Origin of the sequence: Serratia ureilytica, assembly GCF_013375155.1 — a bacterium.
Taxonomy (GTDB): domain Bacteria; phylum Pseudomonadota; class Gammaproteobacteria; order Enterobacterales; family Enterobacteriaceae; genus Serratia; species Serratia ureilytica.
Genome location: NZ_JABXOF010000012.1, coordinates 134,321 through 159,960, shown reverse-complemented (window position 1 = coordinate 159,960; position 25,640 = coordinate 134,321). Strand labels below are relative to the sequence as shown.

Sequence of the window (25,640 nt, the reverse complement as noted above, 5' to 3'; positions counted from 1 at the left end):
TCATCCGCTTATGCTACGCTAACGCTATTATTCTCATCTGCGGACTGCCCGTCGGTCCGCCCGTGGAGTTTTTATGGTTCCCGAGTTTGATTGGCCGCAGATCGATACCGTGCTGCTGGACATGGACGGCACATTGCTGGATCTGGAGTTCGACAGCCACTTTTGGCTCAGCCTGGTGCCGCAGGCGCTGAGCGAAAGGCGCGCCATTCCGTTCGACGAAGCCCGCCACATCATCGAGCGGGAATATCAGGCGGTGCAGCACACCATGAACTGGTATTGCTTCGATTACTGGAGCGAGCGGCTGGATCTGGACATTTACCGCATGACCAGCGAAGTGGGCAGCCGCGCCCGGCTGCGCGAAGACACCGAGCCTTTTTTACGGGCGCTGCGCGACGCCGGCCTGCAAACCATTTTGCTGACCAACGCCCATCCGCACAGCCTGGCGGTGAAAATCGAGCATACCGGCCTCGATCGGCACCTTGATTTATTGTTTTCCACCCACACATTTGGTTATCCGAAAGAAGATCAGCGTCTGTGGCAGGCAGTGCAACAGCACACCGGATTCAACCCGCAGCGCACGCTGTTTGTCGACGACGGCGAGCCGATCCTCGACGCGGCGCGCACTTTCGGCATTCGTTACTGCCTGGGCGTGCAAAACCCGGACTCCAGCACGGCGGAGAAAAGCTTCCAGCGCCATCCGTCGATGCGCGACTACCGCCTGCTGATACCGGCGCTGGCCAAGGGGGAAGCATGAAGGAAAAAGCGACGCGCGACGACGCGGTCCGACTGGATAAGTGGCTGTGGGCCGCACGCTTCTACAAGACCCGCGCGCTGGCGCGCGAAATGATCGACGGCGGCAAAGTGCATTACAACGGCCAGCGCGGCAAGCCGAGCAAGATTGTCGAGCTCAACGCGGAGCTCAAACTGCGGCAGGGCAACGAAGAACGTACGGTGATCGTGCTGGCGCTGACCAGCCAACGCCGCGGCGCCAACGAGGCGCAGCAAATGTATCAGGAAACCGAAGCCAGCATCGCCAACCGCGAAAAAATGGCGCTGGCGCGCAAGATGAACGCGTTGACCATGCCGCATCCGGACCGACGTCCGGACAAAAAGGAGCGGCGCGACCTGATGAAATTTAAATTTGGTGAGCAGGAATAACCCCTCACCGCAATGAGAGAAGATTATGTCCAACCATGACCAATTGCACCGTTACCTGTTTGAAAACTACGCGGTGCGCGGCGAGCTGGTTACCGTCAGCGAAACCTATCAGCAGATCCTGAACAACCACGACTACCCGGCGCCGGTGCAAAACCTGCTGGGCGAGCTGCTGGTCGCCACCAGTCTGCTGACCGCAACCCTGAAGTTCGACGGCGACATCACCGTTCAGCTGCAAGGCGACGGCCCGCTGAAGCTGGCGGTGATCAATGGCAACAACCGCCAAGAGATGCGCGGCGTTGCGCGCACCCAGGCGCCTATCGCCGACGACAGCACCCTGCATCAGATGATCGGCAACGGCGTCATGGTCATCACCATTTCCCCAACGGAAGGCGAACGCTATCAGGGCGTGGTCGGTCTGGAAGGGGAAACGCTGGCCGAATGCCTGGAAGCCTACTTCCGCCAGTCTGAACAGTTGCCGACCCGCCTGTTCATCCGCACCGGCGAAGCGGAAGGCAATGCCGCGGCGGCCGGCATGCTGCTGCAGGTGCTGCCGGCGCAAGACGGCAACCTCGATGATTTCGATCACCTGGTGCAACTGACCAACACGGTCAAAAGCGAAGAGCTGTTCGGCCTGCCGGCCAACGAGGTGCTGTACCGTCTGTATCATCAGGAAGAAGTCACCCTGTATGAACCGCAGGACGTGCAATTCCGTTGTACCTGTTCACGCCAGCGTTGCGCCGACGCGCTGCTGACGCTGCCGACCGACGAAGTGGCGGACATGCTGGAGCAGGACGGCAATATCGACATGCACTGCGACTACTGCGGCAGCCACTATGTCTTTGACCCGGTTGATGTTGCCGCTTTGTATGCGGGCAACGCCGGCGAAAGCGATCGGTTGCACTAAGTCACACCCTCTCGGCGGGCGCGCCCGGCGCCCGCCAAGCCCCGCCGTTTGCACGTTTGCTTTTTTCCGTGTGCTATCTCTCAGATCGTAACGAAATACCGCCTAAAACGTTAAATATTTGATACCCATCGCGGTTACGCACCGTTAGATCCCTACAATTGCCGCCAGAAATTCTGTGACCAAGGAGTAGTAACATGCGCGTTAAAGGTATAACCCCTCAGGATCTGGCCGCTTACGGCATTCACGACGTCAGCGAAATCGTTCACAACCCGAGCTATGAACTGCTGTTTAAGGAAGAAACAGACCCATCTCTGGAAGGTTTTGAGCGTGGGGTAGTCACCAAGCTGGGTGCCGTCTCCGTCGATACCGGCATCTTCACCGGCCGTTCGCCGAAAGACAAATACATCGTCCGTGACGACATCACCCGCGATACCGTGTGGTGGGCCGATCAGGGCAAAGGCAAAAACGACAACAAACCTCTCAGCCCGGAAGTCTGGGCCGATCTGAAACACCTGGTCACCGAGCAACTGTCCGGCAAGCGCCTGTTCGTGGTGGATACCTTCTGCGGCGCCAACGCCGACTCGCGCCTGAAAGTGCGTTTCATCACCGAGGTGGCCTGGCAGGCGCACTTCGTGAAAAACATGTTCATCCGCCCGAGCGACGAAGAGCTGGCAGACTTCGAGCCGGACTTCGTGGTGATGAACGGCGCCAAATGCACCAACCCGAACTGGCAGCAGCAAGGCCTGAACTCGGAGAACTTCGTCGCCTTCAACCTGACCGAGCGCATGCAGCTGATCGGCGGCACCTGGTACGGCGGCGAAATGAAGAAAGGCATGTTCTCGATGATGAACTACCTGCTGCCGCTGAAAGGCATCGCCTCGATGCACTGCTCGGCCAACGTGGGCGAGAAAGGCGACGTGGCGGTGTTCTTCGGCCTGTCCGGCACCGGCAAGACCACCCTCTCCACCGATCCTAAGCGTCAGCTGATCGGCGATGACGAGCACGGCTGGGACGACGACGGCGTGTTCAACTTCGAAGGCGGTTGCTACGCCAAGACCATCAAGCTGTCTGAAGAAGCCGAGCCGGACATCTACCACGCCATCAAACGCGATGCGCTGCTGGAAAACGTCACCGTGTTGGCCGACGGCAGCATCGACTTCAACGACGGTTCGAAAACCGAGAATACCCGCGTTTCTTACCCGATCTACCATATCCAGAACATCGTCAAGCCGGTGTCCAAGGCGGGTCACGCCACCAAGGTGATCTTCCTGACCGCCGACGCCTTCGGCGTGCTGCCGCCGGTATCGCGCCTGACCGCCAACCAGACTCAGTACCACTTCCTGTCCGGCTTCACCGCCAAGCTGGCCGGCACCGAGCGCGGCGTGACCGAGCCGACGCCAACCTTCTCCGCCTGCTTCGGCGCCGCATTCCTGTCGCTGCACCCGACGCAGTACGCCGAAGTGCTGGTGAAACGCATGCAGGCCGCCGGCGCCCAGGCTTACCTGGTCAACACCGGCTGGAACGGCACCGGCAAACGCATCTCGATCAAAGATACGCGCGGCATCATCGACGCCATCCTGAGCGGTGAAATCGACAAGGCGGAAACCGTTACCCTGCCTATCTTCGATCTGGCGATGCCGACCGCGCTGCCTGGCGTGAACCCGGAGATCCTCGATCCACGCAACACCTACGCCAGCCTCGAGCAGTGGCAGGAAAAAGCGCAGGATCTGGCCGAGCGCTTCATCACCAACTTCGACAAATACACCGACACGCCTGCGGGCGCCGCGCTGGTCAGCGCCGGCCCGAAGCTGTAATTCGGTAGCGTTACCTCTTCAGCTAAGGCGCGGATCCCGCGCCTTTTTTTATTTCAATTGATTGCTTTTTAATCGGTGAGACGAGAGAATAAGTCAATGCAATCATTGATAGCAAAGGAGGTTTCAATGGCTACTATCACCGTCAGAAATCTGGACGACGAAATCAAAGAGCTGCTGCGTATCTCAGCGGCGAAAAACGGCCATTCCATGGAAGAGGAAGCGCGCATGATCCTGAAACAGGCGCTGGTGAAAAAGCCGCCGCGCTATGGATTGGGTACCTGGATGCATCAGCACTTCGCCGAATTCGGCGGCGTTGAGCTGGAGATCCCACCGCGTGACGCCGTGCCGCCACGCATCGTCACCTTTGATGATGAAGATGACAACGCATGATCATTATCGACACCGACGTCATTTCAGAAACGCTGCGTCCCAGCCCGTACTACAACGTCATTAACTGGTTAAATGAAAAGGACAATGACGAGCTCTATCTCAGCGCCATTGTCCTCGCCGAACTGTTCAGCGGCGTGGCCTGCATGCCTGACGGCAAACGCCAGCGGGATCTCAAGCTGAAATTGGCGGACGCCATTGAATTGAAGTTCGAGGGGCAGATATTGCCGTTTGATGGGCTGTGCGCGATGCAATACGCGGAATTGACGGCAAGGAATCGGCTGTTGGGTAAAGCGATGAGCGTGCCCGATACCCAAATCGCCGCCACCTGCCTGCATTACGGCGCCGCCCTGGCCACCCGCAATACCAAAGACTTCCTCCACTGCGGCATCGAATTAATCGATCCGTGGCAGGCGCCGACCGGCCGCCGGTTGCATGAGGATGCGGCGGAATACTACGTGATGAGCAGAAAGTCCTGACGGGGCCGCAGCGGCGCGGCCCACATCAGAGGTCAGGCGGTTTCCCTGGCCGTTTGATGGCCGTTGGTCGACTCTTTTTTCTCCATCGGCAACGGAATATAAGCGCGGATCAATAGCCCGCCGCGCTCGCTGGTGCCGATATCCAGTTCGCCATCATGCGCGTCGATAATACGCTGCACGATCGCCAGCCCCAGGCCTGTGCCGCTGGTGCTGCGCGCGCTGTCACCGCGCACGAACGGCTGCAGCAGGTGCTTCAACTCGTCCGGCTTGATGCCCGGGCCGTCATCTTCCACCTGGAACCAGCCGCGCTGCAGCTCACGGCCGCTGCTGACCTTGATCCAGCCGTTGCCGTAACGCGCCGCGTTCACCACCATATTCACCGCCGCCCGTTTAATCGACAGCGGATGCACGTTCATCATCAGCTCGCCCGGCGACAGCGCGGTTTCAATCACCCGCTCATAGCCGCTCTCGGCCGCGACCACTTCGCCTAAAATGGCGTTCAGATCGCTGCTTTCGGTCGGCATTTCCTGCCCGGTGCGCAGATAATCGATGAACTGCTCAATGATGGCGTTGCACTCTTCGATGTCTTTATTGATCGACTCGGCCAGATAGCCGTCTTCGGCGCTCATCATCTCCGTCGCCAGGCGGATGCGCGTCAACGGCGTGCGCAGGTCGTGGCTGACTCCGGCCATCAGCAAAGTGCGGTCATCCGCCAGCTGTTTGACGCCCGACGCCATCTGATTGAATGCGCGAGTCACCGACCGCACTTCGGAAGCGCCATACTCGCGCAGCGGCGGCGGAATAATGCCCTTGCCCACCTGCAGCGCCGCATGTTCCAGCTCCACCAGCGGGCGGTTTTGAATACGAATAAACAGCCAGGCACCGCCGATCGCCAGCAGCATAATCGCCAGCGTATAGCGGAACAGCGGCGAGAAATCGCCCTGGTGGATTTCCGTCAGCGGCACGCGCACCCAGATATCGGGCTGCAGCCAGGTTTTCAGCCACACCACCGGGGAGTTCTTGTTCACCTCCACCCGCACATCGGTCGGCCCGCCGAGCTGCTGCGCCATCTGCTGGCTGAGGAACTGGTAGTGCTGCGCCCAGCGCAGGCCGCTCTCCTCCGCCGCCGAGTTGGTGTAGAGAGAGATGCCCAGTTCGCGGTAGATCTCACGGCGGAACGCCGGCGGCACCTCCAGCAGCGTGCCGTCCTCCAGCTGCAGCCGATCGGTCATCAGCATACGCACTTCGTAGGCCAATACCTTGTTGAACTGCTGCAGGCTGGGCAGGATGGCGAAGTTCAGCACCACCAGATAGGTCGTCACCAGGCTGACGAACAGCAAGGTGACGATCAACAACAGGGTTCGGGCAAACGAGCTACGCGGTGAAAAGCGCAATCGCCTCATGCCTTACTGCCGTCCGGGACGAAGACGTAGCCGAGACCCCACACGGTCTGGATATAACGCGGATGCGCCGGATCTTCTTCAACCATACGGCGCAGACGAGAGATCTGCACGTCGATGGAGCGTTCCATGGCGCTGTATTCGCGGCCACGCGCCAGGTTCATCAGCTTATCGCGCGACAGCGGTTCACGCGGGTGGCTGACCAGCGCCTTCAGTACCGCGAACTCGCCGCTGGTCAACGGCATCGGCTCGTCTTCGCGGAACATCTCGCGGGTGCCGAGGTTCAGTTTGAATTTGCCGAAAGCGATCACCGCTTCTTCCTGCGAAGGCGCGCCCGGCAGTTCGTTCGCCTGACGGCGCAGCACCGCGCGGATACGAGCCAACAGCTCACGCGGGTTGAACGGTTTAGGAATGTAGTCATCGGCGCCGATTTCCAGGCCCACGATGCGATCGACCTCTTCGCCTTTCGCGGTGACCATAATGATCGGCATCGGGTTGCTCTGGCTGCGCAGGCGGCGGCAGATGGACAGGCCGTCTTCGCCCGGCAACATCAGATCGAGCACCATCAAATGGAAGGATTCACGAGTCAGCAAGCGATCCATTTGCTCAGCGTTGGCAACGCTGCGAACCTGGAAGCCCTGCTCGGTTAAATAACGTTCTAAAAGCGCGCGCAGGCGCATGTCATCATCGACAACCAGGATCTTATGATTCTCTTGCATGGTATTACTCCCAAAGGCTTTATTGCCTGACTCGAATATTGTTAGAAAACCTTGCCATTTGAGACAGCGTTTAATGGTATGTATTCTAGACGAAATTGTTACAAAGCTTATTCTTTTCCCCATTTATCAACAATTTTCAGTGAATGTCGACGGGGGTTCGTCAAAATTTCGCCCTTTATCGGCGCAATGTGGGGCGACGGCCCAATATTGTGCAATTTCGCCACCGGGAAGCGCCCGGTGGCGTTCAGCTGTCGGGTCAGGAAGTTTGCAGGAAACGCGCCAGCTGCCTGCGCAGCTGTCGGTTCTCTTGCTGTAGCGCATCAACCCGGTCGAGCAGCGTCAGCGCCATGGCGATCCCCGGCCAGTCCAGATCCAGCTCCGCCCGCAGCCTGCGTGCGCGCTGCAGATGGCTCAGCGCCGGATAATCAAACTCCCAGCGTGGCTGCGCCGGCTCCAGCGGCACGATAACGCCCAGGCCGACGATCTCGACCAGCTCGTCCTCGGAAATCTCCACCCTCTGACACAATTCCACCACGGTGAAAGTGATCTCTTTTTTCATCATCTGCTTTACTCCCATTCCGCGCGCGGGTTGAACGCCGCCTGTTCAGCCAGTTCCCGCCACAGGGCACTGGCCTTCTCGTTCGGCTTCGGCGGCATCACCACCTTGAGAATAACGTACAGGTCACCGGGCTCTTTCTTGCCCGCCAGCCCTTTGCCTTTGACCCGCAGCCGTTTGCCGCTCTGGCTGCCGGCCGGCACGGTCAGCGCGATTTTGCCGGTCAGCGTCGGCACCTCAATGCTGGCGCCGAGCGCCGCTTCCCACGGAGCGAGCGGCGCCACGATGCTCAGGTTGTGGCCGTCTATCTCAAACAGCGGGTGCGGCGCGAGGCGGATAACCAGATACAGGTCGCCGTTCTGGCCGCCGCCCACGCCGGCAACGCCCTGCCCCTTGAGGCGAATGCGCTCGCCGTCGCCCACGCCGGCCGGAATTTTCACGTTCAGCGTCTTGCTGGCTTCGCTTACCTGCCGCCCCAGTTCGTCGTACACCGGCAGCTTGTAGGAAATCTCGCGGCTTTGACCATGCAGCGTTTCCTCGAGGAACAGCGGCACCTCCATCTCCAGATCCTGGCCGCGGAAGCCATGCCCGCCGTGCGAGTGCGAAGCGGAACGGTGCCCGCCCGCCGCCCGCCCGCCGAACATGCTCTCGAAGAAGTCGGAGAAGTCTTGCGCGTCGGCGCCGCCGCCGTGCCATGAGGCGCTCTGCTGATAGCCGCCGTGATCGCCGCGCGCCTGGCGGCCAAAGTTCGGATCGTTGCGATGCAGCCGGATCTGATCGTACTCGGCGCGGCGCTCGTCGTCCTTCAGTACCTCATAGGCTTCGGCCAGTTCCTTGAACTTGCTCTCGGCGTCGTCTTCGGTGCTCACGTCAGGGTGATATTTACGCGCCAGCCGGCGGTAGGCCGTTTTGATGGTTTTCAGATCGGCGTTGGGCTCAACGCCCATCGTGGCGTAGTAATCTTTAAATTCCATGCGGTAATACCTTCAATGTGTTGGGTTGTGCGCCAAAATTCCTTGTCTCTCTCGCCAGATATCCTCCTTTCGTCACATTCTTTTTCCGCTATCGCTAAGCATACTCCCGATTGTTAAAAGCTGCGCAAACTGAATAAAAACCGTGCGACAAGGCGCAGGCCCGCGCGCCATTTTTAAAGCCCTCCGCATTCACGTACACTGTGGCGGTGGCCCCATAAAGATAAATCACGATGAGAACTCAACTGATAACCCGTGAAGGGTATGACAAGCTCAAACAAGAGCTGGATTACCTGTGGCGCGAAGAACGCCCCGAGGTGACCAAGAAAGTGACCTGGGCCGCCAGCCTGGGCGACAGAAGCGAAAACGCCGATTACCAATACAACAAGAAGCGGCTGCGCGAGATCGATCGCCGCGTCCGCTATCTGACCAAATGCCTGGAGCAGTTGAAGATCGTCGATTACTCCCCGCAGCAGGAAGGCAAAGTGTTCTTCGGGGCCTGGGTGGAGGTGGAGAATGACGACGGCGAGATCAAACGTTTTCGCATCGTCGGCTACGACGAGATTTTCGGCCGCAAGGATTACATCTCCATCGATGCGCCGATGGCGCGCGCCCTGCTGAAAAAAGAGGTCGGGGACGTCGCCACCGTCAATACCCCGCTGGGCGAGGCGCAGTGGTACGTGAACGAGATAAACTACCCGAAGTAAGCTTTCAGCTTTTTCCGAACCGCCGCCAACGCCGCCGCCTGAGCTGTTCTCCACGCCGCGGCCGCGCGGCGGCGGCCCGCTCCGCTGGCATTTTCCGCGATCAATCCGTATAACTGTCCCCTGTTTATTCACCGTTCTCAATACAGATACCAGACCTATGAATGACCCACTGAGCCGCATTATTGCAACAGAACTGCAGGCCCGGCCGGAGCAAGTCGACTCCGCCATCCGTCTGCTGGATGAAGGTAATACCGTGCCCTTTATTGCACGCTATCGTAAGGAAGTCACCGGGGGCCTGGACGACACCCAACTGCGCCAGCTGGAAACCCGCCTGGGTTATCTGCGTGAACTGGAAGATCGTCGTCAGACCATCCTGAAGTCGATCGATGAACAGGGCAAACTGACCGAACAACTGGCGGGGGCGATCAACGCCACGCTGAGCAAGACCGAACTCGAAGACCTCTACCTGCCGTACAAACCCAAGCGCCGCACCCGTGGCCAGATCGCCATCGAAGCCGGTCTGGAACCGCTGGCGGACACGCTGTGGCAGGATCCGCAACAGCAGCCGGAACAGCTGGCTGAACGCTACGTCGACGCCGAGAAGGGCGTGGCGGACGTGAAAGCCGCCCTCGACGGCGCGCGCTATATCCTGATGGAGCGCTTCGCCGAAGACGCCGCGCTGCTGGCCAAGGTGCGCGACTACCTGTGGAAAAACGCCCATCTGGTCTCCAAAGTGGTCGAGGGCAAGGAAGACGAAGGCGCCAAGTTCCGCGACTACTTCGATCACCACGAACCGATTTCCCAGGTGCCTTCGCACCGCGCGCTGGCGATGTTCCGCGGCCGCAACGAAGGTGTGCTGCAGCTGGCGCTGAACGCCGATCCGCAGTTTGAGGAAGCGCCGCGCGAAAGCCAGGCGGAGCTGATCATCATCAATCACCTCAATCTGCGCCTGAACAACGCTCCGGCCGACGCCTGGCGCAAGGCGGTGGTCAACTGGACCTGGCGCATCAAGGTGCTGCTGCACCTGGAAACCGAACTGATGGGCACGGTGCGCGAACGCGCGGAGGATGAAGCGATCAACGTCTTCGCCCGCAACATGCATGATCTGTTGATGGCCGCGCCGGCCGGCATGCGAGCCACCATGGGCCTCGATCCGGGCCTGCGCACCGGGGTGAAAGTCGCCGTGGTCGACGCGACCGGCAAACTGGTGGCCACCGACACCGTCTATCCGCACACCGGGCAAGCGGCCAAAGCCGCCGCCATCGTCGCGGCGCTGTGCATCAAACACAACGTGGAGCTGGTGGCGATCGGCAACGGCACCGCTTCACGTGAAACCGAGCGTTTCTATCTCGACCTGCAAAAGCAGTTCAGCGACGTCCGGGCGCAAAAAGTGATCGTCAGCGAAGCGGGCGCGTCGGTGTATTCCGCGTCCGAACTGGCGGCGCAGGAGTTCCCGGATCTCGACGTGTCGCTGCGCGGCGCGGTGTCCATCGCCCGTCGTCTGCAGGATCCGCTGGCGGAGCTGGTGAAGATCGACCCGAAATCCATCGGCGTCGGCCAGTATCAGCACGACGTCAGCCAGAGCCAGCTGGCGAAAAAGCTGGACTCGGTGGTGGAAGACTGCGTGAACGCCGTCGGCGTCGATCTGAACACCGCTTCGGTGCCGTTGCTGACCCGCGTGGCCGGCCTGACGCGCATGATGGCGCAGAATATCGTCAACTGGCGCGACGAGAACGGCCGCTTCAGCAACCGTGAACAGCTGCTGAAAGTCAGCCGTCTGGGGCCGAAAGCGTTCGAACAGTGCGCCGGCTTCCTGCGCATCAACCACGGCGACAACCCGCTGGATGCCTCTACCGTCCACCCGGAAGCCTACCCGGTGGTGCAGCGCATTCTGGCCGCCACCGAGCAGGCGCTGCAGGATCTGATGGGCAACGCCTCGGCGGTGCGCAGCCTGAAAGCGGTCGATTTCACCGACGACAAGTTCGGCGTGCCGACGGTCACCGACATCCTGAAAGAGCTGGAGAAGCCGGGCCGCGACCCGCGTCCTGAGTTCAAAACCGCCACCTTTGCCGAAGGCGTGGAAACCCTCAACGATCTGCAGCCGGGCATGATCCTGGAAGGGTCGGTCACTAACGTCACCAACTTCGGCGCCTTCGTGGATATCGGCGTGCATCAGGACGGTCTGGTGCACATCTCCTCGCTGGCGGACAAGTTCGTCGAAGATCCGCACACCGTGGTGAAGGCCGGCGACATCGTCAAAGTGAAGGTGATGGAAGTCGATCTGCAGCGGAAACGCATCGCGCTGAGCATGCGCCTGGATGAGCAACCGGGCGAAGGCTCGCCGCGCCGCGGCGGCAACGCGCCTGCACAGGCGCGCGACAACGCCAACCGTTCGGCAGGCGGCAACAAGGCCAAACCGCGCAATGCGACGCCGGCCGGCAACAGCGCCATGGGCGACGCGCTGGCAGCGGCGTTCGGCAAGAAACGCTAAGCCAGAGCCAACAGGGCGGAGCCTGCTCCGCCCTTTCTGATGAATAAAACTTGCGGCATTTCTTGACCCGTCTCAATAAACCATCATCTTTTTATTTCCCGTTCCTGCGTGACCGCCCTCCCATTATTCAGGCAACAAAAATGCCTCCTGCAGCCATTTATTAACAACTTCGTTAACACGCATTTTTCATCTCGCGAATTGTGAGAGAAACACAAATGGTTACCGCTCGCATTACGGCGGAATAATGTTATCGAATTGCCTTTCAGCGGAAATAAATAAAGGGAAAAAGCCATCGATATTTGCAAATGAGAAAACTCGGCTACAAATACGTAACTGATTTAACTCACCATTCTCATTTGTCGCCGCGTATAAGCGGTGGTAAAACGGGGATTATCAAGGGGACCAGCCAAAAAGCGGCCGCCGCCAAAATAATTGGTTACAATACCCTTACTTTTTGTATTGAACGCGATAATGATAATTACTATTATTTTCGCTCACTTTATTGCATGACCTTATGGATGAATACCGCCGACGGCGTGGCATTTTCGCCGGCAACGTCCAATTATCATCAGCCCGATGCTCATCGGCACCCGGAAGGTTAATGACATGCAGCTTCAACCTAAACGCACATATAAGATTGTCGGCTTTTCCAGCGAGATTGCGCCGGCCTACCGCCAAAAATTGTTATCGCTCGGCATGCTGCCCGGCTCTTCGTTCGACGTGGTGCGCGTCGCGCCGCTGGGCGATCCGATAGAAATTAAAACCCGCCGCGTCAGCCTGGTGCTGCGCAGGAAGGATTTGGCGCTGCTGCAGCTCGACGGCCAGCCCTGAGCCGGCGCGCCCTCCGTTTGCCGGTGCGCCTTTGCGCCGGCGCTGTTCTCCTTGAAGACGACACGCAGAACTATGAAAAAACTCACCATCGGCTTAATCGGCAACCCGAACTCCGGCAAAACCACGCTGTTCAACCAACTGACCGGCGCGCGCCAGCGGGTCGGCAACTGGGCGGGCGTGACGGTCGAACGCAAGGAAGGCCATTTCACCACCCCGCAGTCCGACGTGCGGCTGGTCGATTTGCCCGGCACCTACTCCCTGACCACCATTTCGGAGCAGACGTCGCTCGATGAGCAGATCGCCTGCCACTACATTTTGAGCGGCGACGCCGATCTGCTGATCAACGTGGTGGATGCCTCCAACCTGGAACGCAACCTCTACCTGACGCTGCAGCTGCTGGAGCTGGGCATTCCCTGCATCGTGGCGCTCAACATGCTCGACATCGCCAAAAGCCAGCATATCGATATCGACGTCGCCGCTCTGTCGGCGCGCCTCGGTTGCCCGGTAGTGCCGATGGTCTCCACCCGCGCCGATGGCATCGGCGTGCTGAAACAAATGATCGACAATCATCGCATCAACGAACAGCAGGCGCTGGTGAACTACCCGCCGCTGCTGCTGAAAGAGGTCGCCACGCTGAGCGACGCCATGCCGCAAACGCTGCCGGCGGCGCAGCGCCGCTGGCTGGCGTTGCAGATGCTGGAGGGCGACATCTACAGCCACCGTCTGGCCGGCCCCGCCGTGGCGCGGCTGCCAGCGGCCATTCAGGCGCTGCAACAGCAGCAGCAGGAGGACCCGGCGCTGGTGATCGCCGACGCACGCTACCAGTCCATCGCCGCCCTGTGCGACGCGGTCAGCAACTCGCAGCAGGCGATGCCCAACCGCCTGACCGACATGCTGGATAAAGTGATCCTCAACCGCTGGCTGGGCGTACCGATCTTCCTGCTGGTGATGTACCTGATGTTCCTGCTGGCGATCAATATCGGCGGCGCGCTGCAGCCGATCTTCGATATCGGCTCGGCGGCGATCTTCATTCAGGGCATTCAGTGGCTCGGTTACACCCTGCACTTCCCCGACTGGCTGACCGTCTTCCTGGCGCAGGGCGTCGGCGGCGGCATCAACACCGTGCTACCGCTGGTGCCGCAGATCGGCATGATGTACCTGTTCCTGTCGTTCCTGGAAGACTCCGGCTACATGGCGCGCGCGGCGTTCGTGATGGATCGCCTGATGCAGGCGCTCGGGCTGCCGGGCAAATCCTTCGTGCCGCTGATCGTCGGCTTCGGCTGTAACGTGCCGTCCATCATGGGCGCCCGTACGCTGGACGCCCAGCGCGAGCGCCTGATCACCATCATGATGGCGCCGTTCATGTCCTGCGGCGCCCGTCTGGCGATCTTCGCGGTGTTCGCCGCCGCCTTCTTCGGCCAGGACGGCGCTGGGGTGGTGTTCTCGCTGTATATGCTCGGCATCGCGGTGGCGATCCTGACCGGCCTGGTGCTGAAATACACCCTCATGCGCGGCGAAGCCTCGCCGTTCGTGATGGAGCTGCCGGTTTACCACGTGCCGCACCTGAAAAGCCTGCTGCTGCAAACCTGGCAGCGGCTGAAAGGCTTCGTGTTGCGCGCCGGCAAGGTGATCGTGGTCGCCAGCATGTTCATCGGCGGCCTGAACAGCTTCTCGTTCAGCGGCAAAACGGTCGACAACATCAACGACTCCGCGCTGGCCTCGGTCTCCAAGGTGCTGACGCCGCTGCTGCAGCCGATGGGTGTCCACAGCGATAACTGGCAGGCCACCGTCGGCCTGGTGACCGGCGCGATGGCGAAAGAAGTGGTGGTCGGCACGCTGAATACGCTGTACACCGCCGAGCACATCAATAAAGAGGCGTTCGACGCCGCCAACTTCAACCTGCTCGACGAGCTGGGCGGCGCGCTGCAGGAAACCTGGGACGGGCTGAAAAACACCTTCAGCCTGAGCGTGCTCTCCAACCCGATAGAAGCCAGCAAGGGCGACGGCGAGATGGGCGTCGGCTCGATGGGCGTGATGAGCAGCAAATTCGGCTCCGGCATTTCCGCCTACAGCTACCTGATCTTCGTGTTGCTGTACGTGCCTTGCGTCTCGGTGATGGGCGCCATCGCCCGTGAATCGAGCCGCGGCTGGATGACCTTCTCAATCCTGTGGGGGCTGAACGTCGCCTACTCGCTGGCGACGCTGTTCTATCAGGCGGCCACCTTCAACCAACATCCGCAGTACAGCCTGACGGCGATCCTGGCGGTGGTGCTGGTAAACCTGCTGGTGCTGTTCGGCCTGCGCCGGGCGCGCAGCCGCGTCACGGTTCGCCTGGGCAACGCCACGCCGGCGGCCTGCTGTCAGGGCGCCAAAGGGAGCTGCCACTGATGGCCGGGCTGCTGCAGGTGCGCGATGCGTTGGCGCTGCGCGGCAGCGCTCAGGCGCAGCAGCTCAGCCAATCGCTGGCGACGCCGCTGCCGCTGGTGCAGGCGATGCTGGACCGTTTGACGGCGATGGGGAAAGTGGAACGCATCGAACAGGATGACGTCGCCTGTCTGAGCGGCGGCTGCAAAAGCTGCCCGCAGGGCCAGGGGTGCAGCACGGTGTTCTACCGGCTGAAGGCCTGACGTTCAGGGGCGCCGCTGCGGGCGCCCCCTTGCCGTTCAAGGCTTATTGCTTGTCTTTGTAAACTTCGGCGATGGCGCTGAATTTACCGTGTTCGCGGCCCGCCAGGATCACGTAGTATTGACCGCCCTTTTCGTCCGCCAGTTTGGACAGCTCTTCCTTGGCATCCATCGGCGACGTGGTTTCCGCCGTGGTGGTCACGGTGCCGATCTTCTCGTATTTACCCGGATTCTTATCCAGATCTTCCTTGGTCAGCAGGGTTGCCGCCATGGAGCCGAAAGACACCGAACCCAGCACTGCCGCTGCAATAATCATCTTCAATGATTTCATGACACTAACCTCTCAATGGATAATTTATCTGTTATGAAAGCCGTCCAGGATCCATGCGTAGTACTGCAGGCTGCCGCGACATCCTCAGGCCTCGTTGCTTTCCCTGACGGGGCCTGTTTCCCAGAGACGAAACGCCAAAATGAAAATCGCCGCACGCGGTCTTTTCATTTTGCAGCCAACGCATTGACTCACTAAGTATTGAACAGCTTTGTCTTTTATCCACCCGGCAGCGTTTTTTTTCGCGCTCTATCGTGCGTTTTCACGCTGCATTCAATGTGCTGCAATAAACGCTTCGATCATCGTCACAAATTCATCGGGATGAGAGATAAACGGCGCATGGGCGGCTTTAGCCACGATCTGCGACGTGGAGTTCGGCCAGGCGGCGTCGAGCAGCTCGGCGACCTTGCGCGGCACCAGCCCGTCCAGATAGCCGTAGATCCGCAGCAGCGGCAGATTCAACTCCGCCAGCGGCGCGCGCAGATCGGCGGTGCGCAGGATCTCCAACCCGCCGTTCAGTACTTCGACGCTCGGCGTCGGTTGGTTGAGCACCACCGCTTTCAGCTGGCGCGCATCCTGACGCGCGCTCTCGGTGCCCAGCGTCTGCAGCGCCAGAAAACGCTCGACGGTGCGCTGGAAATCCAGGCTTAGCTGGTGCTGGAAACCGCTCAGCACGTCCGGACGGATCCCCGGCCACTCATCGCGGGCGGCAAAGCACGGCGAGGAGGCCACGGTGATAAGCCCGCTGACCCGCTGCGGCTGCATCAGCGCCGCCTGGCTGGCCACCAGCCCGCCGAGCGACCAGCCGAGCCACCAGGCCTGCGGCGGGGCGGCCGCCAGCACGATTTCCGTCATCTGCGCCAGCGACAGGGCGCCGAACCCCTGGCTACGGCCGTACCCCGGCAGATCGACCAGGTGCAGGCGAAAATGCGGCGTCAACCGCGCCTGAATGCAACTCCACACTTCGGCGTTCAATCCCCAGCCGTGCAGCAGCACAAGATCGCGTTCACCTTCACCTATTGTTTGCCAGTACAGCGCTGTCATTGGTTATTGTCCTTTCATGCTTACCCGTCTCGGAGACACTATGCTATCAATCCGCAGCCGCTGTTGGCTATGCCGACAGCCATTGAGCCTGATGCGTCATGGCCTCTGCAGCTGCTGCCTGCGTCACCTGCCGGCCAGACCGCCGTGTTGCCCGCGCTGCGGGCTGCCCGCCGGGGAGACGCGCACGCCCTGCGGCCGCTGCCTGCAACGGCCACCGCCCTGGCAACGGCTGGTGTTCGTCGGCGACTACGTGACGCCGCTCAGCGGCTTGGTAAAAAGGTTCAAGTTCCACCGCGCGCCCGAGCTGGCGCCGGCGCTGGCGCGCCTGATGCTGTTGCGCTGGCAGCAGGCGCGCAGAGAGCAGTATCTGAACAGACCCGACCTGATTTTGGCGGTACCCTTGCATGCAACACGCTGCTGGCGCCGTGGCTATAACCAGAGCGATCTGCTGGCCCGGCCGCTGGCGCGCTGGCTGGGCTGCGCCTACCGGCCCGCCGCCTTGCGCCGGGTGCGCAAAACCGCTCTGCAACAGCGGCTGAGCGCCTCTGCCCGCAGACGCAATCTGCAGCGCGCGTTCGCCTGTACCGTGCCGGTCGCCGGCCGGCATATCGCCCTGGTGGATGACGTGGTGACCACCGGCAGCACCGTCTCGGAGATCGCGGCGCTGCTGCGGCGGCAAGGCGCCGCCTCGGTGCAGATATGGTGCGTTTGCCGCACGTTGTAGTGCCACGGCAATGGGCGTATTATAACCGACTATAGAAGTCAACTATTGAGCTAATGCTATGATCCGTATAACAGATGCTGCACAGGAACACTTTGCCAAACTGCTGGCAAATCAAGAAGAAGGCACCCAAATCCGCGTATTCGTGATCAACCCGGGCACGCCGACGGCCGAATGCGGTGTCTCTTATTGCCCGCCGGACGCGGTAGAAGCGACGGATACCGAACTGAAGTTCGACAAACTGTCCGCCTATGTCGATGAACTGAGCGCGCCGTATCTGGAAGACGCCGAAATCGACTTCGTGACCGACCAGCTGGGTTCTCAGCTGACGCTGAAGGCGCCGAACGCCAAGATGCGCAAGGTCGATGACGACGCGCCGCTGATGGAACGCGTGGAATACGTGCTGCAGTCGCAGATCAACCCACAGCTGGCGGGCCACGGCGGCCGCGTAACGCTGATGGAGATCACCGACGACAACATGGCTATTCTGCAGTTCGGCGGCGGTTGCAACGGCTGTTCGATGGTCGACGTCACGCTGAAAGAAGGCATCGAGAAAGAGCTGCTGCAGAAGTTCCCGGAGCTGAAGGGCGTGCGTGATTTGACCGAGCACCAGCGCGGCGAGCACTCCTACTACTGATACCCTTCTTACTTGAAGTTGCAGCGTTGTTGGCCGCATGCGCGCACCCCAGTCACTTACTTAAGTAAGCTCCTGGGGTTTTACGCACTTGCCGCCTAGCTGCAACGCCAATTAATTCGGGTATCCGTCATTTGGATGGGACTAAAGTTCTCATCCTTTGACCTAATACAACGACACCTCATCGTCACCCCACCGACACCTTGCGTCGGCGCTTGTCCAAATCCTTCAGCAGCCGGTTTATCCGCGGGTCGGCGAACATCTCCTCCAACGTCCGGGTCAGCTTGCGCCGCCAGTTAGGGTACTGATCGCTGGTGCCGGGGATGTTGACCGGATCGGCCATGTCCAGCCAGTCTTCCGGCTGCAGGCCAAGCAAGGCGCTGGCGCTGTCGGCGACATAACGCTGCAGGCCGCGGTTGAGCAGCGGGCTCATGCCGAGCAGCGCCGCCTTCTTGCCCACCTTCTGCGGCACGCAGCCATAACGATGCAATCCATCCAGCAGCCCCTGCTTGGCGCGTTCTCGATCGGCGAACAGCGCCCGCAGGATTTCCGCGTCCGGGTAGAGACCCAACCGGTTGCCGAGCGTCAGATCGTCGCTTTGCCAGTAGCCGCGCAGCGTCGGCAGATCGTGGGTGGTGATGGTCGCCATCGCCTGCACCGGATAGGCCTGCGGCGCGCGGAAATGGTGTTCGCCGTCGCTTTCGAAATAGAGCACTTTGTAGGAATAGACGCCGCTGTCGCGCAGCTTGCCGACGATTTCCACCGGCACCGTACCGAGATCCTCGCCGATCACCATGCAGCGATGGCGCTGGCTTTCCAGCGCCAGCACCGCCAGCAGATCGTCCACCGGATATTTGACGTAGGCGCCGCGATCGGCGGTTTCGCCATACGGGATCCACCACAGCCGCAGCAGCGCCATGACGTGATCGATACGCAGCGCGCCGCAGCTGGTCATGTTGGCGCGCAAAAGATCGATGAACGGCTGATACCCGCGCGCCGCCATCACGTGCGGATCCATCGGCGGCAGGCCCCAGTTTTGCCCCAGCGGGCCCAGAATATCCGGCGGCGCCCCGACCGACGCTTTCAGGCAGTACAGCTCGCGGTCACACCAGGTTTCCGCCCCGCCTTCCGCCACCCCGACCGCCAGATCGCGATACAGGCCGATCGGCATCTGCTGCTGCCTGCTCTGGTCAAAACACTGCGCGAACTGGGTGGCCGCGAGCCACTGCAGCCACAGGTAAAAACGAACCGTTTCCTGGTGTTCAGTGCAGAACTGCCGCACCGCTTCGCTATCCCCCTGCCGATAACGTTCGGGCCAGGCCGGCCAGCCCCACTGGCTGATGTCATCCGCCGCCAAATGGGCATGCAGCGCGTCGAAGGCCGCCTGCCGGTACAGGCTGTCGCCGCCGTCCGTCACGAATTGCTCGAACGCCTGACGCTGCGCGTCGTTTGGCTTGCGCGCCTGAAATACCGGAAACGCCAGCTTCAGCGCCGCCAGTTTCAGCTGCATCACGGCGGTGTAATCCACCCACTCCGCAGCGCGCGCTTTGGCGAGCTGTTTCTGCGTCGCCGGCTTCTGCCACCAGCGCTGCGCCGCGTCGCTGCGCTGGAAATCCTCCACCGCGTTGACGTCGATATACGCCAGGTTCAGCCAGCGGCGCGACGAGGGGCTGTAAGGGCTGGCGCTCTCCGGGTTGGCGGGGTACAGCGCATGGATCGGGTTGAGGCCGACGAAAGCGCCGCCGCGTTCCCCCACCTCTTCCACCATCAGGCGCAGATCGCCGAAATCGCCGATGCCCCAGTTGCGATCGGAACGCAGCGTGTACAGCTGAACGCAGGCGCCCCACAGCTTTTTGCCGGTCAACAAGGCGTCCGGCTCGAAGCAGCGCCTCGGTGCGACGATCACTCGGCATGACCACTGCCGTGCGCCCTGGCTCAACGTCAATTGGTGGTAACCCGCCGGCAGCTCGCCGGGCAGCGTCAGGGTCTTGCGCGCGCCGACGCGCCCCTGCAGGCATTCGCCGTCTTCACGCTGCAGCGCCCACAGGTATTCGCCTTCGCCCGTCGGCGTCAGCGCCAACGGCGCACCCTGATAGAACACCTTGACCGCCGGTAACGGCGGCGGCGCGGTATCCTGCACCGCATCATCGGCCCACTTCATGGCCGCCAGCAGCTTGCGCTTGGTCTGCGGCTCAATCGCCTGCCGTTTGCCGTGAGCATTGATGAAATCGGCAGCGATCCCCGCCTGCGCTGCCGCCTGATCGATACGCTTGCGATCCATTCGCTCTCCTTAACGTTTGGCTTGCCAGATGCGCTGCTGATAATCGCGGATCGAGCGATCCGAGCTGAACATGCCGACGCGCGCGGTGTTAAGGATAGTCCGCCGCGTCCACTCGTCCCGATCGCGATACAGCTCATCGACCCGGCGCTGCGCCTGGCAGTACGAGGCAAAGTCCGCCAGCACCAGATAGGGATCGCCGCCTTCCAGCAGGCTGTGCAGCATCATGTCGAACGCGTGCTTGTCGCCATGGCTGAAAGCGCCGCTCGCCAGTTCATCCAAAATCGCCTTCAGGTGCTTGTCCTTCTTGCGGTAGCTGAGCGGATCGTAGCCCTTCGCCACTATCGCCTTCACCTGCTCCACGGTATTGCCGAAGATAAAGATGTTGTCTTCGCCCACCTGCTCGGCGATTTCGACGTTGGCGCCGTCCAGCGTGCCGACCGTCAGCGCGCCGTTCAGCGCCAGTTTCATGTTGCCGGTGCCGGAGGCCTCTTTGCCGGCGGTGGAGATCTGCTCGGAGATATCCGCCGCCGGGATCATCAGTTCGGCCACCGACACGCGGTAGTCCGGAATAAACGCCACTTTCAGGCGATCTTTCACCAGCGGATCGTGATTGATCTTCTCGGCCGCCTGATTGATGGCGTAAATGATGTTTTTCGCCAGGTAGTAGCCCGGCGCCGCCTTGGCGCCGAACAGGAAGACGCGCGGCACGATGTCCAGGTTCGGGTTGTCGCGCAGCTGGCGATACAGCGACAGGATGTGCAGCAGGTTCAGGTGCTGGCGTTTGTACTCGTGCAGGCGTTTGATCTGCACGTCGAAGATCGCGTCCGGATCGAGCGTCAGCCCCATCACACCGTGCACGTAATGAGCCAGCGCCACCTTGTTGTCGCGTTTGATCTGCTGATAACGCTGGCGGAACGCCGCGTCGTCGGCGAATTTCTCCAGCCCGCGCAGCGCGTCGAGATCGCCCGCCCACTCCACCTTCAGCGTCTCGTCGATCAGGCCTGACAGCGCCGGGTTGCACTGTTTCAGCCAGCGGCGCGGCGTGATGCCGTTGGTGACGTTATGGAATTTGTTCGGCCACAGCTGGTGATATTCAGGGAACAGATCCTTCACCACCAGATCCGAATGCAGCTGCGCCACGCCGTTAACCGCAAAGCCGCTGACCACGCACAGGTTGGCCATGCGCACCTGCTTGTCGTGGTGCACCGCCAGCTTGGCCCACACCGCCTCGTCGCCCGGCCAGTGCTTATCCACCAATTTTTTAAACCTGGCGTTGATCTGTTTGATGATGGAGAAATGGCGCGGCAGCAGGCTGCGCACCAATTTTTCATCCCAGCGCTCCAGCGCTTCCGGCATCAAAGTGTGGTTGGTGTAGGCGAAGGTGTTGCTGGTGATCGCCCAGGCCGCCTCCCACTCCAGCTGATGCTCGTCCAGCAGAATGCGCAGCATTTCCGGAATGGCGATGGTCGGGTGGGTGTCGTTCAGTTGGATCACTTCATACTTCGGCAGTTCTTCAATCTTGCGGCCGGCCTGATGGTGCTTGCGCAAAATGTCCGCCACCGAGCAGGCGCACTGGAAATACTGCTGCATCAGGCGCAGGCGCTTGCCGGCCTGATGGTTGTCGTTCGGGTAAAGCACCTTGGTCAGCTTATCGGCTTCTACGCCCTGCTTCTCAGCCTGCAGGAATTTGCCGTCGTTGAAATCGCCCAGGTTGAACGGATGCTGATGGGTCGCCTGCCACAGACGCAGCGGCTGCGCCACGCCGTTGCGATACCCCAGCACCGGCAGATCCCAGGCTTCGCCGCGCAGGGTGAAGGCCGGGCGCCACAGTTCGCGGCCGTCGGCCTGCTTCTCCAGCTTGCCGCCGATGCCCACGTCCACCGCCAACGCGGCGTTGTGGCGGAACCACGGATAGCTCTCGCGTTGCCAGTTATCCGGCGCCTCTTGCTGTTGCCCACCCTGGAACGACTGGCGGAACAGCCCGTACTGGTAGTTCAGCCCATAGCCGGTGGCCGGTTGTTCCACCGTCGCCATCGAGTCGAGGAAGCAGGCCGCCAAACGCCCCAGCCCGCCGTTGCCCAACGCCGGATCGGTTTCCTGCTCGAGCAGATCCGCCAGCTTGACGTTCTGCTCGGCCAGCGCCTGCTCGACGGTGTCGTACCAGCCCAGGTTGATCAGGTTGTTCGCCGTCAACCGGCCAATCAAAAACTCCATCGAGATGTAGTTCACGTGACGCAGCGGTTTGGCGCTTTTGCGCGGCGCCGGCTGTGCGGCCAGTTGCTCGGCCAGCGCCGCACTGACGGCTTCCCACCATTGATGTTGCGTCATTTGCTGCGCGGAACTGAGGCCGAACCGTTGCCACTGACGGGCGAGCGCCGCCAGAAAAGCATCCTTCTTGAGCGTAGGCTGTGACATAAGGAAAACTCTCTATCCAGTAAGTGGGTCAAATTGCCGCTATCGTGCCGGTGAGAAAGCCTGACGGCATCATCCCGCCTGGGGATTAGCTGGGGAGGAGGATTGGGGCGTAGCTGGAATTGTGATCTCAGGCACTTTTTGACTCCCTTGCAACGATGCAAAAAAGCCCGCCAACGCGTGCGGCGAGCACTGAGAACGTTAACCATGACGTTAGCACAAGTATTCGCGCTGCTGAAGTTTTGTCCATGGCCGGAAATGCGATCCGCAACCGCATCGCCGTACTCCGACACCAAACGTAAAAAAGTGTGATCGATAGCAACTTAACTCCAAGCCGATGCGGAAGCTTGTTGCAATACGTTTAGGGTTGGCAGAAGTTAGGGGGAGCTATTAATTACGAACCATAAAATAATTAGCGCCACTCCAATCCCGGCGGGAACCGCGATTTATATCCTGGAATACTATGCTGATCCCATCAAAACTGAGCCGCCCGGTACGGCTGCAAAATACCGTGATCCGCGATCGCCTGCTGGCCAAACTGGCCAGCGCGGGCAACTATCGCCTGACACTGGTCAATTGCCCGGCGGGATACGGGAAAACCACGCTGATCGCCCAATGGGCGGCCGGCAAGGCCGATCTGGGCTGGTATTCGCTGGATGAGAGCGACAACCAGCCGGAGCGCTTCGCCAGCTACCTGATCGCCGCGCTGCAGCAGGCCAGCGGCGGCCGCTGCGTCAAGAGCGAGGCGCTGAGCCAGAAACACCAGTACGCCAGCCTGTCGGCGCTGTTCGCCCAGCTGTTTATCGAACTGGCCGACTGGCACCAGCCGCTGTACCTGGTGATCGACGACTACCACCTGATCACCAACGACGCCATTCACGAAGCCATGCGCTTCTTCCTGCGCCATCAGCCGGAAAACCTGACGCTGATCCTGCTCTCGCGCACCCTGCCGCCGCTCGGCATCGCCAATTTGCGGGTGCGCGATCAGCTGCTGGAAATGGGCACGCAGCAGCTGGCATTCACCCACCAGGAAGCCAAGCAGTTCTTCGACTGCCGCCTGGCGGCGCCGATGGAACAGCAGGACAGCAGCCGCCTGTGTGACGAAGTCGAAGGCTGGGCCACCGCGCTGCAGCTGATCGCGCTGTCGGCCCGCCAATCCGCTTCGTCCGCTCAACTGTCGGCCAAGCGGCTAGCGGGGCTGAACGCCAGTCACCTGTCCGACTATCTGGTAGACGAAGTGCTGGATCACGTCGATGCCGATGCGCGCGCCTTCCTGCTGCGCTGTTCGGTGCTGCGCTCAATGAACGATGCGCTGATCGTGCGGCTGACCGGCGAAGACAACGGCCAGCAGCGGCTGGAGGAGCTGGAACGCCAGGGGCTGTTTATCCACCGCATGGACGACACCGGCGAATGGTTCAACTTCCACCCGCTGTTCGCCTCTTTCCTGCGCCAGCGTTGCCAGTGGGAACTGGCGCTGGAGCTGCCGGGGTTGCACCGCGCCGCCGCCGAAGGCTGGCTGGCGCTGGGGTATCCGGCGGAGGCCATTCACCACGCGCTGGCGGCCAGCGACGTCAGCATGCTGCGCGATATCCTGCTGCAACACGCCTGGTCGCTGTTCCACCACAGCGAACTGGCCTTGCTGGAGGAGTGCCTCAACGCGCTGCCGTATGAGCGCCTGATCCAAAACCCCAAGCTGGCGCTGCTGCAGGCCTGGCTGGCGCAGAGCCAGCACCGCTACAGCGAGGTCAACACCCTGCTGGAGCGCGCCGAGCGCACCATGCGCGAACAAAAAATCGAGATAGACCAAACGCTGCACGCCGAGTTCGACGCCTTGCGCGCCCAGGTGGCGATCAACGCCGGCAAACCGGAAGAAGCCGAGCGGCTGGCGACCGAAGCGTTGAAGTTCCTGCCGCTGTCCAGCTACTACAGCCGCATCGTCGCCACCTCGGTGACCGGCGAAGTGCACCACTGCAAGGGCGAACTGGCGCGCGCGCTGCCGATGATGCAGCAGACCGAGCAGATGGCGCGTCGTCATCAGGCCAACCATTACGCGCTCTGGGCGCTGCTGCAGCAGAGCGAAATCCTTATCGCCCAAGGCTTCCTGCAGGCCGCTTACGAAACCCAGGATAAGGCGTTCGAACTAATCCGCGAGCAGCACCTGGAACAGCTGCCGATGCACGAATTTCTGCTGCGCATCCGCGCCCAGATCCTGTGGTCATGGTCGCGCTTGGACGAAGCGGAAGACGCGGCGCGCGCCGGGCTGAAAATTCTGGCCAACTACCAACCGCAGCAGCAGCTGCAGTGCATCGCCATGTTGGCCAAATGCTCGCTGGCGCGCGGCGATCTGGACAACGCCAATACCCATCTGCAGCGCTGCGAAACCCTGCTGCACGGCGCCCACTATCATCGCGACTGGTTGACCAACACCGACAAGTCGCGGGTGATCCACTGGCAAATGACCGGCGACACCGCCGCCGCCGCCCAGTGGCTGCGCCACACCGAAAAGCCCGGCATGGCGGACAACCACTTCACGCAGGGCCAATGGCGCAACATCGCGCGAGTGCAGATCCTGCTCGGCCAGTATGAAGAGGCCGGCGTGGTGCTGGATGAGCTGAACGAAAACGCCCGTCGCCTGCGGCTGGTGAGCGATCTCAACCGCAATCTGCTGCTCAGCAACCAGCTCTACTGGCTGCAAGAGCGCAAGGGCGAAGCGCAGCAGGCGCTGATCGAAGCGCTGTCGCTGGCCAACCGCACCGGCTTTATCAGCCACTTCGTCATCGAAGGCGAAGCGATGGCGCAGCAGCTGCGCCAGCTGATCCAGCTCAACACGCTGCCGGAGCTGGAACAGCATCGCGCCCAGCGCATCCTGCGCGACATCAACCAGCATCATCGGCACAAATTCGCGCATTTCGACGAGAACTTCGTCGATAAGCTGCTGACCCATCCGCAGGTGCCGGAACTGATCCGCACCAGTCCGTTGACCCAACGCGAATGGCAGGTGCTGGGGTTGATCTATTCCGGTTACAGCAACGACCAGATCGCCGGTGAGTTGGATGTAGCGGCCACCACCATCAAGACCCATATCCGCAATCTATACCAGAAGCTGGGCGTGGCCCATCGCCAGGAAGCGGTGCAGCAAGCGCAGCAGCTGCTGAAGATGATGGGGTACGGCGCCTGAT

General features: G+C 61.1%; 23 protein-coding genes. 15 read left to right on the top strand and 8 right to left on the bottom strand.

Going from position 1 to position 25,640, the window contains the following annotated elements; genetic code table 11:
• Positions 1-73: 73 nt before the first annotated feature.
• From yrfG to HWW83_RS21355, 6 genes are all read left to right on the top strand, one after another.
• Complete coding sequence (gene yrfG, locus HWW83_RS21380) at positions 74-754, top strand: GMP/IMP nucleotidase (RefSeq protein WP_025304546.1); 681 nt, start codon at positions 74-76, stop codon at positions 752-754.
• Positions 751-1,158, top strand: coding sequence for a ribosome-associated heat shock protein Hsp15 (hslR, locus tag HWW83_RS21375; protein ID WP_033645283.1), 408 nt, complete (start codon positions 751-753; stop codon positions 1,156-1,158). Before yrfG ends, hslR begins: the two co-directional genes overlap by 4 nt.
• A gap of 25 nt (positions 1,159-1,183) precedes the next feature.
• Positions 1,184-2,062: an Hsp33 family molecular chaperone HslO gene (gene hslO, locus HWW83_RS21370; RefSeq protein WP_103101822.1), complete on the top strand. Its 879-nt coding sequence runs from the start codon at positions 1,184-1,186 to the stop codon at positions 2,060-2,062.
• Between the two features lie 194 nt (positions 2,063-2,256).
• Positions 2,257-3,876, top strand: a complete 1,620-nt coding sequence (gene pckA / locus HWW83_RS21365) for a phosphoenolpyruvate carboxykinase (ATP) (protein ID WP_015379308.1) — start codon at positions 2,257-2,259, stop codon at positions 3,874-3,876.
• A gap of 126 nt (positions 3,877-4,002) precedes the next feature.
• Positions 4,003-4,266, top strand: coding sequence for a FitA-like ribbon-helix-helix domain-containing protein (locus HWW83_RS21360; RefSeq protein ID WP_004930730.1), 264 nt, complete (start codon positions 4,003-4,005; stop codon positions 4,264-4,266).
• On the top strand, positions 4,263-4,742 hold the full coding sequence (locus HWW83_RS21355; RefSeq protein WP_033645285.1) for a type II toxin-antitoxin system VapC family toxin: 480 nt from the start codon (positions 4,263-4,265) through the stop codon (positions 4,740-4,742). Before HWW83_RS21360 ends, HWW83_RS21355 begins: the two co-directional genes overlap by 4 nt.
• 32 nt (positions 4,743-4,774) lie before the next feature.
• On the opposite strand, the gene envZ is transcribed toward HWW83_RS21355, so the two are convergent.
• The 4 genes from envZ to cbpA all read right to left on the bottom strand — a co-directional run bounded on the left by envZ (position 4,775) and on the right by cbpA (position 8,391).
• Positions 4,775-6,145: a two-component system sensor histidine kinase EnvZ gene (gene envZ / locus HWW83_RS21350; protein ID WP_033645286.1), complete on the bottom strand. Its 1,371-nt coding sequence runs from the start codon at positions 6,143-6,145 to the stop codon at positions 4,775-4,777.
• Entirely contained in the window at positions 6,142-6,861 is a 720-nt protein-coding gene (ompR, locus tag HWW83_RS21345) for an osmolarity response regulator transcription factor OmpR (RefSeq protein ID WP_004709363.1), read from the bottom strand. The genes envZ and ompR overlap by 4 nt, the downstream gene beginning before the upstream one ends.
• A gap of 256 nt (positions 6,862-7,117) precedes the next feature.
• Positions 7,118-7,423 (bottom strand): chaperone modulator CbpM, encoded by a 306-nt coding sequence (locus HWW83_RS21340; RefSeq protein ID WP_004930739.1) that lies wholly within the window; start codon positions 7,421-7,423, stop codon positions 7,118-7,120.
• 5 nt (positions 7,424-7,428) lie between these two features.
• Entirely contained in the window at positions 7,429-8,391 is a 963-nt protein-coding gene (gene cbpA / locus HWW83_RS21335; RefSeq protein ID WP_033645288.1) for a curved DNA-binding protein, read from the bottom strand.
• 230 nt (positions 8,392-8,621) lie between these two features.
• On the opposite strand from cbpA, the gene greB reads away from it, so the two are divergent.
• The 6 genes from greB to HWW83_RS21305 all read left to right on the top strand — a co-directional run bounded on the left by greB (position 8,622) and on the right by HWW83_RS21305 (position 15,044).
• Positions 8,622-9,095 carry a transcription elongation factor GreB gene (greB, locus tag HWW83_RS21330; protein WP_033645289.1) on the top strand — a complete coding sequence of 158 codons (474 nt, stop codon included), beginning with the start codon at positions 8,622-8,624 and terminating at the stop codon, positions 9,093-9,095.
• Positions 9,096-9,252: 157 nt separating this feature from the next.
• Positions 9,253-11,586, top strand: coding sequence for a Tex family protein (locus HWW83_RS21325; protein WP_046687930.1), 2,334 nt, complete (start codon positions 9,253-9,255; stop codon positions 11,584-11,586).
• A gap of 305 nt (positions 11,587-11,891) precedes the next feature.
• Complete coding sequence (locus HWW83_RS21320; RefSeq protein WP_145957286.1) at positions 11,892-12,188, top strand: hypothetical protein; 297 nt, start codon at positions 11,892-11,894, stop codon at positions 12,186-12,188.
• A 4-nt stretch (positions 12,189-12,192) separates the two neighbouring features.
• The gene (feoA, locus tag HWW83_RS21315) at positions 12,193-12,417 is read left to right on the top strand and encodes a ferrous iron transporter A (protein WP_033645291.1); all 225 of its coding nucleotides are present in this window, start codon (positions 12,193-12,195) and stop codon (positions 12,415-12,417) included.
• A gap of 72 nt (positions 12,418-12,489) precedes the next feature.
• The gene (gene feoB / locus HWW83_RS21310; RefSeq protein ID WP_033645292.1) at positions 12,490-14,805 is read left to right on the top strand and encodes a Fe(2+) transporter permease subunit FeoB; all 2,316 of its coding nucleotides are present in this window, start codon (positions 12,490-12,492) and stop codon (positions 14,803-14,805) included.
• Positions 14,805-15,044 carry a FeoC-like transcriptional regulator gene (locus tag HWW83_RS21305; protein WP_176589538.1) on the top strand — a complete coding sequence of 80 codons (240 nt, stop codon included), beginning with the start codon at positions 14,805-14,807 and terminating at the stop codon, positions 15,042-15,044. The genes feoB and HWW83_RS21305 overlap by 1 nt, the downstream gene beginning before the upstream one ends.
• A gap of 43 nt (positions 15,045-15,087) precedes the next feature.
• Here the strand turns inward: HWW83_RS21305 and HWW83_RS21300 are convergent, their stop codons facing one another.
• Positions 15,088-15,372 (bottom strand): YdgH/BhsA/McbA-like domain containing protein, encoded by a 285-nt coding sequence (locus HWW83_RS21300; protein WP_004930765.1) that lies wholly within the window; start codon positions 15,370-15,372, stop codon positions 15,088-15,090.
• A 270-nt stretch (positions 15,373-15,642) separates the two neighbouring features.
• A complete protein-coding gene (gene bioH, locus HWW83_RS21295; protein WP_042785508.1) occupies positions 15,643-16,413 on the bottom strand; it encodes a pimeloyl-ACP methyl ester esterase BioH in 771 nt (256 codons plus the stop codon).
• 40 nt (positions 16,414-16,453) lie between these two features.
• On the opposite strand from bioH, the gene gntX reads away from it, so the two are divergent.
• A complete protein-coding gene (gene gntX / locus HWW83_RS21290; protein WP_069100680.1) occupies positions 16,454-17,137 on the top strand; it encodes a DNA utilization protein GntX in 684 nt (227 codons plus the stop codon).
• A 58-nt stretch (positions 17,138-17,195) separates the two neighbouring features.
• A complete protein-coding gene (gene nfuA / locus HWW83_RS21285) occupies positions 17,196-17,771 on the top strand; it encodes a Fe-S biogenesis protein NfuA (RefSeq protein WP_004930777.1) in 576 nt (191 codons plus the stop codon).
• 184 nt (positions 17,772-17,955) lie between these two features.
• Here nfuA and malQ read toward each other — a convergent pair whose 3' ends face one another.
• Both malQ and malP read right to left on the bottom strand, forming a co-directional pair.
• Positions 17,956-20,049: a 4-alpha-glucanotransferase gene (gene malQ, locus HWW83_RS21280; protein WP_089195266.1), complete on the bottom strand. Its 2,094-nt coding sequence runs from the start codon at positions 20,047-20,049 to the stop codon at positions 17,956-17,958.
• A gap of 9 nt (positions 20,050-20,058) precedes the next feature.
• Complete coding sequence (gene malP, locus HWW83_RS21275) at positions 20,059-22,464, bottom strand: maltodextrin phosphorylase (RefSeq protein WP_060660165.1); 2,406 nt, start codon at positions 22,462-22,464, stop codon at positions 20,059-20,061.
• A 460-nt stretch (positions 22,465-22,924) separates the two neighbouring features.
• Between malP and malT the strand changes: the two genes are divergently transcribed.
• Positions 22,925-25,639: an HTH-type transcriptional regulator MalT gene (gene malT, locus HWW83_RS21270; protein ID WP_033651750.1), complete on the top strand. Its 2,715-nt coding sequence runs from the start codon at positions 22,925-22,927 to the stop codon at positions 25,637-25,639.
• Position 25,640 lies beyond the last annotated feature (1 nt).

What these genes read in the sequence shown, in the direction of transcription:
- yrfG (WP_025304546.1), top strand. Translation starts at nt 74, where the DNA reads ATGGTTCCCGAGTTTGATTGGCCGCAGATCGATACCGTGCTGCTGGAC.
- hslR (WP_033645283.1), top strand. Translation starts at nt 751, where the DNA reads ATGAAGGAAAAAGCGACGCGCGACGACGCGGTCCGACTGGATAAGTGG.
- hslO (WP_103101822.1), top strand. Translation starts at nt 1,184, where the DNA reads ATGTCCAACCATGACCAATTGCACCGTTACCTGTTTGAAAACTACGCG.
- pckA (WP_015379308.1), top strand. Translation starts at nt 2,257, where the DNA reads ATGCGCGTTAAAGGTATAACCCCTCAGGATCTGGCCGCTTACGGCATT.
- HWW83_RS21360 (WP_004930730.1), top strand. Translation starts at nt 4,003, where the DNA reads ATGGCTACTATCACCGTCAGAAATCTGGACGACGAAATCAAAGAGCTG.
- HWW83_RS21355 (WP_033645285.1), top strand. Translation starts at nt 4,263, where the DNA reads ATGATCATTATCGACACCGACGTCATTTCAGAAACGCTGCGTCCCAGC.
- envZ (WP_033645286.1), bottom strand. Translation starts at nt 6,145, where the DNA reads ATGAGGCGATTGCGCTTTTCACCGCGTAGCTCGTTTGCCCGAACCCTG.
- ompR (WP_004709363.1), bottom strand. Translation starts at nt 6,861, where the DNA reads ATGCAAGAGAATCATAAGATCCTGGTTGTCGATGATGACATGCGCCTG.
- HWW83_RS21340 (WP_004930739.1), bottom strand. Translation starts at nt 7,423, where the DNA reads ATGATGAAAAAAGAGATCACTTTCACCGTGGTGGAATTGTGTCAGAGG.
- cbpA (WP_033645288.1), bottom strand. Translation starts at nt 8,391, where the DNA reads ATGGAATTTAAAGATTACTACGCCACGATGGGCGTTGAGCCCAACGCC.
- greB (WP_033645289.1), top strand. Translation starts at nt 8,622, where the DNA reads ATGAGAACTCAACTGATAACCCGTGAAGGGTATGACAAGCTCAAACAA.
- HWW83_RS21325 (WP_046687930.1), top strand. Translation starts at nt 9,253, where the DNA reads ATGAATGACCCACTGAGCCGCATTATTGCAACAGAACTGCAGGCCCGG.
- HWW83_RS21320 (WP_145957286.1), top strand. Translation starts at nt 11,892, where the DNA reads ATGAGAAAACTCGGCTACAAATACGTAACTGATTTAACTCACCATTCT.
- feoA (WP_033645291.1), top strand. Translation starts at nt 12,193, where the DNA reads ATGCAGCTTCAACCTAAACGCACATATAAGATTGTCGGCTTTTCCAGC.
- feoB (WP_033645292.1), top strand. Translation starts at nt 12,490, where the DNA reads ATGAAAAAACTCACCATCGGCTTAATCGGCAACCCGAACTCCGGCAAA.
- HWW83_RS21305 (WP_176589538.1), top strand. Translation starts at nt 14,805, where the DNA reads ATGGCCGGGCTGCTGCAGGTGCGCGATGCGTTGGCGCTGCGCGGCAGC.
- HWW83_RS21300 (WP_004930765.1), bottom strand. Translation starts at nt 15,372, where the DNA reads ATGAAATCATTGAAGATGATTATTGCAGCGGCAGTGCTGGGTTCGGTG.
- bioH (WP_042785508.1), bottom strand. Translation starts at nt 16,413, where the DNA reads ATGACAGCGCTGTACTGGCAAACAATAGGTGAAGGTGAACGCGATCTT.
- gntX (WP_069100680.1), top strand. Translation starts at nt 16,454, where the DNA reads ATGCTATCAATCCGCAGCCGCTGTTGGCTATGCCGACAGCCATTGAGC.
- nfuA (WP_004930777.1), top strand. Translation starts at nt 17,196, where the DNA reads ATGATCCGTATAACAGATGCTGCACAGGAACACTTTGCCAAACTGCTG.
- malQ (WP_089195266.1), bottom strand. Translation starts at nt 20,049, where the DNA reads ATGGATCGCAAGCGTATCGATCAGGCGGCAGCGCAGGCGGGGATCGCT.
- malP (WP_060660165.1), bottom strand. Translation starts at nt 22,464, where the DNA reads ATGTCACAGCCTACGCTCAAGAAGGATGCTTTTCTGGCGGCGCTCGCC.
- malT (WP_033651750.1), top strand. Translation starts at nt 22,925, where the DNA reads ATGCTGATCCCATCAAAACTGAGCCGCCCGGTACGGCTGCAAAATACC.